Consider the following 1,505-nt stretch of genomic DNA (forward strand, 5'->3'; position numbering starts at 1 on the left):
TAAGATCTATGCACCAAAGTCCGATCTGTCTAGCCTGAAATTAGGTGTCTTCTCTCTTAGTAAGTCAGATTATGAGGAGAGCGTTAAACGCTGGCGCTCTGAAGAGGCGTTAGACTCGGCAAGGTATACCGTGCTCACAGGAGAGTGTCATGTCGAAGAGTCAAAAAAGCTGACTCATGAGTTTCATCAGAACTTTGGCATCAGCACATCCTTTGACGTTATGCCAAGACCTATCGGCTCAGGGTACTTTAATGCTGAGTTTATTCCCTTGTTGCCATCCTTAGAGAGCGAGTCTAAATTAGGTTGGGCTTTGCATGGCTTCTATTACTACTTCTACGAAGGTAAGTTGTTGTATGAACTCGATATACTAGGTGACGGAAAGTGGGGATGGCGTATTACTCAATCTTCGTCGTCTGATGGTATATCTAGCACCCCTGTAAGCGATCAGGTTTTTAGTTCTCTACTGGTTCCTGTGAAAATTGAAGGAAAAGAACCAGAGACACAACACATACTTTATTCCCGTGGTAAGTTGACCAACGAGCAATTGAGCGAAGTGAGTATGGCTTGGCTCGACGAAAATGCGACACTGATTGACCCTGCATTCCTTGTTTCTTCTTTACAACAGCCTCTTCTGCCAAGGGAAGCGCCTTCTGACATCAACGATACCGCTGCCAAAGAAATTCAAACGCATAAAGTGAATATGAAGGATAATGGACAGCATGAAAGTTGGAGCGACATTGCAGCGTATTACGACCTTAGCCCGAAAGAACTCCTCAAATTAAATCCAACATTCGAACAAGATCCGATGGCTTTAAAAGCTGGCGATGTTCTTATTATTGAAAAATCGGATATTGTCGATGATACTCAAGAAACCAAAGAATCTCATTCACCGTTAACGGATATAAAAGTTGGCGAGAGCTATGTATTAGGTAATACATGGGGGAAGTACAATCAGCCACTGCTTTCTCCGTCAATGAAACACATCTTTGAGCTTCAAGGTATTTCTCAGACAACACCAGTCCTCAATGCAAAAAAAGTCGAAGAAAAAATACTTCGGATTGGGGTGTTCTTTGATGGTACAGGGCAAAACCATCTGAATGATCTCTACAAAGAAACACGTGGGGTGAAATCACGCACTAATGTGGCACGGCTATTTGAAATTTATCCATTAGATGATGAGACCAATAAAATTTATGTTGCTGGGGTCGGGACTGTGGATGGAGCGTGGCAAAATCCAACCTTGATAGACGAAGGGAAAGATGAAGTCGATTTAGCGCAAGCGTTTGGTGTCAGCCCCAATAATTTAGAGAAAACATCGACGTTCATTGACACCGCTTATAACCTTGTCGCTGACGATACTGGGGCATTTTATAAGTGGCAAAACTGGATACAGCAGTATTTTGATATTGTCGACTCTTTGTCCAGTGAAGGGAGTTTTGGTGGCATAACGCACATTGAGTTTGATGTTTTCGGTTTTAGCCGCGGCGCGGCTTTAGCTCGTCACT

Annotated in this window: 1 pseudogene; it reads left to right on the plus strand. The window is 43.2% G+C overall.

What is annotated here, in order from left to right:
* Nucleotides 1-1,505 (plus strand): annotated as a pseudogene (locus tag AACR11_RS19665) (phospholipase effector Tle1 domain-containing protein); the annotation flags it as partial.

Source organism: Vibrio sp. L85 (assembly GCF_963871815.1).
In the GTDB taxonomy this organism is placed as follows: domain Bacteria; phylum Pseudomonadota; class Gammaproteobacteria; order Enterobacterales; family Vibrionaceae; genus Vibrio; species Vibrio harveyi.